The organism is Actinosynnema sp. NPDC059797, from assembly GCF_042732085.1.
Classification (GTDB): domain Bacteria; phylum Actinomycetota; class Actinomycetes; order Mycobacteriales; family Pseudonocardiaceae; genus Actinosynnema.
Map to the genome: position 1 here is coordinate 1 of NZ_JBHWIE010000434.1, position 5,449 is coordinate 5,449.

Here is a 5,449-nt window from a genome sequence, read left to right on the forward strand (position 1 = left end):
TCCCGGAGGACCCGGCGGACCAGGGCGGGCTCGTCGACTTCCTCGCCGCCGAGGTGCTGCCCCGGTCGCTGCGCCTGGGCCACCCCGGCTGCTTCGCGTTCATCCCCGGCGGCAACAACTTCCTCGGCGTCCTCGGTGACCTCATCGCCTCCGGGTTCAACGCCTCCCCCGGCGCGTGGTTCGTCGGCGCCGGACCGGCGGCCGTCGAGCAGGTCACCGCGCGGTGGCTCGCGGAGCTGCTCGGCATGCCGGCGGGCGCCGGCGGGGTGTTCACCCCCGGCGGGACGCTGGCCAACCTGTCGGCCGTCGCCGCGGCCCGGCACGACCGGCTCGGCGACGACGCGGCCGGCGCCGTCCTCTACTGCTCCGACCAGACCCACCCGGCCGTGCTCCGCGCCTGCCACGTGCTCGGCCTCGGCGACGCCCTGCGGGTCCTGCCGAGCGCCGGCCACCGCATCGACCCCCACCGGGTGCGGCGGGAGGTCGACGCCGACCGGCGGGCGGGCCGCAGGCCGTTCCTCGTGCTGGCCAACGCCGGCACCACCGGCACCGGCAGCGTCGACCCGCTGCCCGAGCTCGCCCGCCTGTGCCGCGAGCACGGCCTCTGGCTGCACGTCGACGGCGCGCACGGCGCCGCGGCCGCGATGACCGCCAGGGGACGCGCCGCCCTGACCGGGCTGGGTGAGGCCGACTCGGTCGTCGTCGACCCGCACAAGTGGCTGTTCCAGCCCTACGAGATCGGCTGCCTGCTGGTGCGGGACCCGGGCGCGCTGCACCGGGCGTTCGCGCTGGGCCGGTTCCGCGCGACGGCCGGGTACCTCGACCTCACCCGGCCCGCACCCGACGAGGTCAACCTGTCCGACCACGGCGTCCAGTTCACGACCGCCGCGCGGGCGCTCAAGCTGTGGTTGTCGTTCAAGGGTTTCGGCGTCGCCGCCTTCCGCGCGGCCATCGACCGCGGGCTCGACCTGGCCGAGCACGCCGCCGAACTCGTCGAGCGGAGCGACGAGCTGGAGCTGCTCGCCGGGCCGAGCCTGGGCATCCTCTGCTTCCGGTACCGGCCGCGGGTGGCGGGCGACCCGGGACCGGACCTCGACGCGGTCCAGTCGCGGGTCGCCGAGACCGTCAACCGCGGCGACCGGTTCCTGATCGCCACGACCGCCGTGGACGGCCGCCGCGCCCTGCGGCTGTGCACCACCAACCCCCGCACGACCCCGGCCGACGTCGACCGGCTCGTCGCCGACGTCCTGGAGGCCGGCCGGGGTGACCGGCCGGTCAGCAGGCCTTGACCGAGACGGTGTGCACCTTGCCCGCCACGTTGAGCACGGTCACGTTGCGCGGCCCGGCCGGCACGCGCACCTGGTAGGTGGCTGCGCACCACGCCGCCGGGCACCTCGTGGCCGTGGCCGGGCTCGTCCTGGTCGACGGCGCGAACCCGGTGCCCGAACCGCTCGTCACCGAGGCCGACCTGCCGGAGTTCCGCGCGATGGCGGAGGAACTGCGGCGCGGGTTCGAGCGGACCGGGGGCACCGCGCGCCAGGTGTCGCTGACCCCTCGGGACTTCGTCGGACTGAACCTCGAGGTCGAGGTGGTGCGCTCCGGCGTCCTCGACCGGTACCGGGAGGTCGACCTCCCGATCCACATGATCATGCTGCGGACCCGGACCCGGGGCCGGACCGGCTGGACGAAGCTCGAACGCGTGTGACGACCTCCGCACGGGCCACTACTCGGTGATACGATGTAGTGGTACTCGGCGACACCAAGTACCCGAGAGGATCGAAGAGGCCGCGCGGTGCACGACCTGACGGAGATGTTGAAGGGCACGCTGGAGGGCTGCGTGCTGGAGATCATCGGCAGCGAGGAGACCTACGGGTACGCCATCACGCGTCGGCTGAACGACCTCGGCTTCACCGACGTCGTCGAGGGGACGGTCTACACCATCCTGTTGCGACTGGAGAAGAACGGGCTCGTCCAGGTGACGAAACGACCGTCCGGGCAGGGCCCGCCGCGGAAGTTCTACGCGCTCAACGAAGCGGGGCGCCGGGAGCTGGCGACGTTCTGGGCGAAGTGGGAGTACCTCACCTTGCGGATCGAGAAGCTCAGGGAAGGCGGGGCATGAACTTCTGGGAGACCGTCACCGGCAGCGACCTCACCAGGGAGTGGAAGGCGCTCGAGGTCCGGGCCCAGGCGCTGCCGGCCGACCACCGGGTGGCGTGGGACGAGGTCAAGGGGCACCTGTTCCCCTACTCGGACTTCACGGGCCGGAACCTGCTGCCGATCCTCGACAGCGCCCTGGGGCTGCTGGAGGAGACTGCGGCCGACGGGCAGGCCATCGGGGACGTGCTCGGCGACGACGTCGCGGGCTTCTGCGCGGCGCTGGCCGGCGGGGAGGGCGCCCGGAGCCACCGCGACCGGTGGCGCGAGCAGCTGAACCGGAACGTCGCCCGGAAACTGGCCGGGCTGGGGGGCTGACGTGGGCATCCGGGACATCGTCGAGGGCAAGAGGCAGTGGCGGGCGCACGTGGCGCGGGTCAGGGCGCTCCCGCCGGACTACCGGATCGTCTACGAGGAGGCGCAGAGGTACTTCTTCAAGGTCGGCCCGGTCGACCTGCACGACGGGACCCTCCTGTCGGGGATCGTCGACTTCTTCGAGGAGGGGGCCGCGTCCGGCAAGGGGGTGCTGGAACTCGTCGGCCACGACGTCGCCGCCTTCTGCGACGACCTGATCGAGGACTCGCGCACCTACGCGGACGTGTACCGGGAATCCCTCGGCCGGCGGCCCGGGGAGTAGCGCCGCCGGGGGTTCCCGGGTGGCGGGTTCCCGCGTCGCGGCGGTCAGCGGGACCGGACCAGCGCGGTGAGCCCGCCCAGGACCAGCAGGGCCGCGGCCGACAGCGCCAGCGCCCCGGGACCCCAGGCGCCCCTGAGGAGCCCGAAGCCGGCGGAACCCGCGGCCTGCCCGACCGCCAGGGCGATGAACAGCACCGAGGTGGCCGCCCCGGCGGCGTCGGGCCACACCTGCCTGCCCCACAGGACCAGCACACCGGACAACCCCATGTAGGCGGCGCCGAACACCGCCATGCCGGCGTACGCCCAGGCGGCGCCCGCGCCCGCGGCCACCACCGGCCCGGCGCCGGCCAGCGCCAGCGCGCAGGAGCAGAGGCACCAGCCCGCCCGCCTCCCCCACCGCTCGACCACCACTCCCGTGAACGTCCCGAGCACGCCCCCCAGCCCCAGGGCGATCCACAGCCCGCCCACCCGGTCGACGCCCACGGCGGCGGACCCGGTGACCATCAGCGGTCCGAACGTCCAGATCAGGGCCGATCCCGCGCCGGCGACCACGGCGGCCGCTCCCGGCACGACCAGGAGCCGCCACGGTCGCGGGGCCGGGGGCGTCCCGGTCACGGGGCGCCGCGCGGCCAGGTCCGCCCGAGTCCGCACGGACCACCAGGTCGCCGCCGCGGTCACCGCGCACACCAGCGCCATGAGCACCCACGCCCGGCCGACCGGGGGCACGAGCGGGGCCAGTGCGCCGGCGCCGATCACGCCGACGGCCGTCCCCGAGTTCACCAGGGACTGCGCCGTCGCGGCGGCGCGGCCGGGGACGACCGCGTCGACGACCCGGACCAGCGCGGGTGAGGCGAACCCGCCGCCCATGCCGCCGAGGAACACCGCGACCACGAACGCCGCCGGGTCGGAGGCCACCGCCACGCCCAGGCAGCCCGCGGTGGCGGTGACGCCGGCGAGGACCACGCCGGCGCGGGGCCGGCGGTCGGCCAGCCGGGCGGCCACCGCGGCGGCCAGGGCGTACGAGGTGAACTGCGCGGCCGCGGCCCAGCCGAGGACCGGTGCCAACCCCGGCCGCTGCGCGCCCAGCCGCGGCGCGAAGAGGCCGATCCCGAACCTGGCCATCCCGTAGGTGGCGGCGACCAGCGCCATCCCCGCCACCGCCGTCCCCAGCCCGGACCCGGCACGGCGCTCCGCGGCGGTCGTCGACATCCCGGCACCCCGTCCTGCATAACGGTCGTTTTGGTATAACGACCGTTACACTAGGGGCGTGGCCGGTCCTCCGCACACCAGGGAGCGCATCCTCGACGCCGCCGAGGCGCTCTTCTTCCAGGACGGCATCGCGGTCACCGGGGTGGACCGGGTCGCCGCCTCGGCGGGCGTGGCGGTCGTGACGCTCTACAAGCACTTCGGCGGGAAGGACGACCTCCTGCGCGCGGTGCTGGCCCGCCGCCTGGAGGCGTGGACCCTGCACTGGGACGCGGCCGTCGACCGGGCGGGCTCACCGGAGGAACGCCTGCTGGCGGTCTTCGAGGCGGTCGAGACCTTCCGCGCCGCCGCCGGCCCGACGCAGTGGTGCTGCTTCCTGGCCACCGCCTCCGAGCGACCCGTACCGGCGGACGGGCGGGCCGACCCCGTGTTCGAGCTGATCCGGCAGGACACGCGACTGCTGACCGGACGACTCACCCGGCTGGCGGAGGAGGCCCGGTGCGAGGACCCGGACGCGGTGGCGTCGGCGCTGCTCCTGCTCTACAACGGGGTGCTCGCCGGCCTCCTGCGGGGAACCCCCGCGAACCCCGTGGCACGGGCCCGCGACACCGCCCGCCTGGTCATCGACTCCTCCGCCCGGCGGGCTGACCGCACCCCGTGAGGCCGGGTGGTGCGGCGCCTGCGGTCACGCCTGCGCGGTGTTCCCCATCATGGCGCCCACCCAGAGGAACACGGCCAGGGCGGACGACAACGCCGCGACAACGGCCAGCGGCTTGCCGCGCCGGTTCCCGAGGCCGCCGAGGACCCCGAGGACGAACCCGGCCAGCCCGAACGGGAAGACGACGTAGTGCCGCACACCGGACAGGTCGATCGGGAGCAGCGGCACCACCCACGCGAGCACGGCGAGGACCAGCGCGGCCACCGCGAACCCGATGCCCTTGGGGCCGCCGGCCGGGAGCGGGCCGCCGGGGTCGGCCGGGTAGGACGACGGGGCATCGGTCATGAGGACTCCTCACCGACGGTGACTGCGCGGTCGCTTGCCCTGAATGCCTACCAGGCGGCGCGACCGGCCGGGGCGGGATCGCGACACCGGGTCGCGCCGACCGGATCCGGCGGTGCCGGGCCAACCGCGGTGGTCCTCCGGGCACACCCCTCCGATGCCCGGAGGACCCACGCGGTCCGCCCCGCCTCCGACGCCCCGGTCACGCACCCGGGCCCCGGCGCTCGCGGTCACTTCCCGTCACTCGCGGTTACCGGGAACGGTAAGGTGCCGAGTCGAGCCGCCCCAGTGTCGATGTGCACAGTGCCCCCGGCATTCGGTCACCCCGCGCTGCGTCGGCACGCCCGTGCCAACGGGGTCCGGGCGGAAAGCGCTACGCACAGGGAGCTGCCCGGGATGCCGAGCCGGCCCACGGGGACGGGCGCCAGCCGCGACACCGACACCGACCAGCTG

8 protein-coding genes are annotated in these 5,449 nt (G+C 75.1%); 6 read left to right on the forward strand and 2 right to left on the reverse strand.

The window, feature by feature from the left end; translation table 11 throughout:
• From ACFV4N_RS39135 to ACFV4N_RS39155, 5 genes are all read left to right on the forward strand, one after another.
• The coding region (locus tag ACFV4N_RS39135) for a pyridoxal phosphate-dependent decarboxylase family protein (RefSeq protein WP_499677735.1) at positions 1-1,289 on the forward strand (1,289 nt) is incomplete at its 5' end.
• Between the two features lie 77 nt (positions 1,290-1,366).
• Positions 1,367-1,705: a hypothetical protein gene (locus ACFV4N_RS39140; protein WP_499677736.1), complete on the forward strand. Its 339-nt coding sequence runs from the start codon at positions 1,367-1,369 to the stop codon at positions 1,703-1,705.
• A gap of 87 nt (positions 1,706-1,792) precedes the next feature.
• The gene (locus ACFV4N_RS39145; RefSeq protein WP_499677737.1) at positions 1,793-2,119 is read left to right on the forward strand and encodes a PadR family transcriptional regulator; all 327 of its coding nucleotides are present in this window, start codon (positions 1,793-1,795) and stop codon (positions 2,117-2,119) included.
• Positions 2,116-2,472 carry a DUF1048 domain-containing protein gene (locus tag ACFV4N_RS39150; RefSeq protein ID WP_499677738.1) on the forward strand — a complete coding sequence of 119 codons (357 nt, stop codon included), beginning with the start codon at positions 2,116-2,118 and terminating at the stop codon, positions 2,470-2,472. The genes ACFV4N_RS39145 and ACFV4N_RS39150 overlap by 4 nt, the downstream gene beginning before the upstream one ends.
• Before the next feature lies 1 nt (position 2,473).
• Positions 2,474-2,791, forward strand: coding sequence for a DUF1048 domain-containing protein (locus ACFV4N_RS39155; protein ID WP_499677739.1), 318 nt, complete (start codon positions 2,474-2,476; stop codon positions 2,789-2,791).
• A gap of 44 nt (positions 2,792-2,835) precedes the next feature.
• On the opposite strand, the gene ACFV4N_RS39160 is transcribed toward ACFV4N_RS39155, so the two are convergent.
• Positions 2,836-3,999, reverse strand: a complete 1,164-nt coding sequence (locus tag ACFV4N_RS39160) for an MFS transporter (RefSeq protein WP_499677740.1) — start codon at positions 3,997-3,999, stop codon at positions 2,836-2,838.
• Positions 4,000-4,057: 58 nt separating this feature from the next.
• Here ACFV4N_RS39160 and ACFV4N_RS39165 point away from each other — a divergent pair, with 58 nt between their 5' ends.
• On the forward strand, positions 4,058-4,657 hold the full coding sequence (locus tag ACFV4N_RS39165) for a TetR/AcrR family transcriptional regulator (RefSeq protein ID WP_499677741.1): 600 nt from the start codon (positions 4,058-4,060) through the stop codon (positions 4,655-4,657).
• A gap of 24 nt (positions 4,658-4,681) precedes the next feature.
• Here ACFV4N_RS39165 and ACFV4N_RS39170 read toward each other — a convergent pair whose 3' ends face one another.
• Positions 4,682-4,999, reverse strand: a complete 318-nt coding sequence (locus tag ACFV4N_RS39170) for a hypothetical protein (RefSeq protein ID WP_499677742.1) — start codon at positions 4,997-4,999, stop codon at positions 4,682-4,684.
• Positions 5,000-5,449 lie beyond the last annotated feature (450 nt).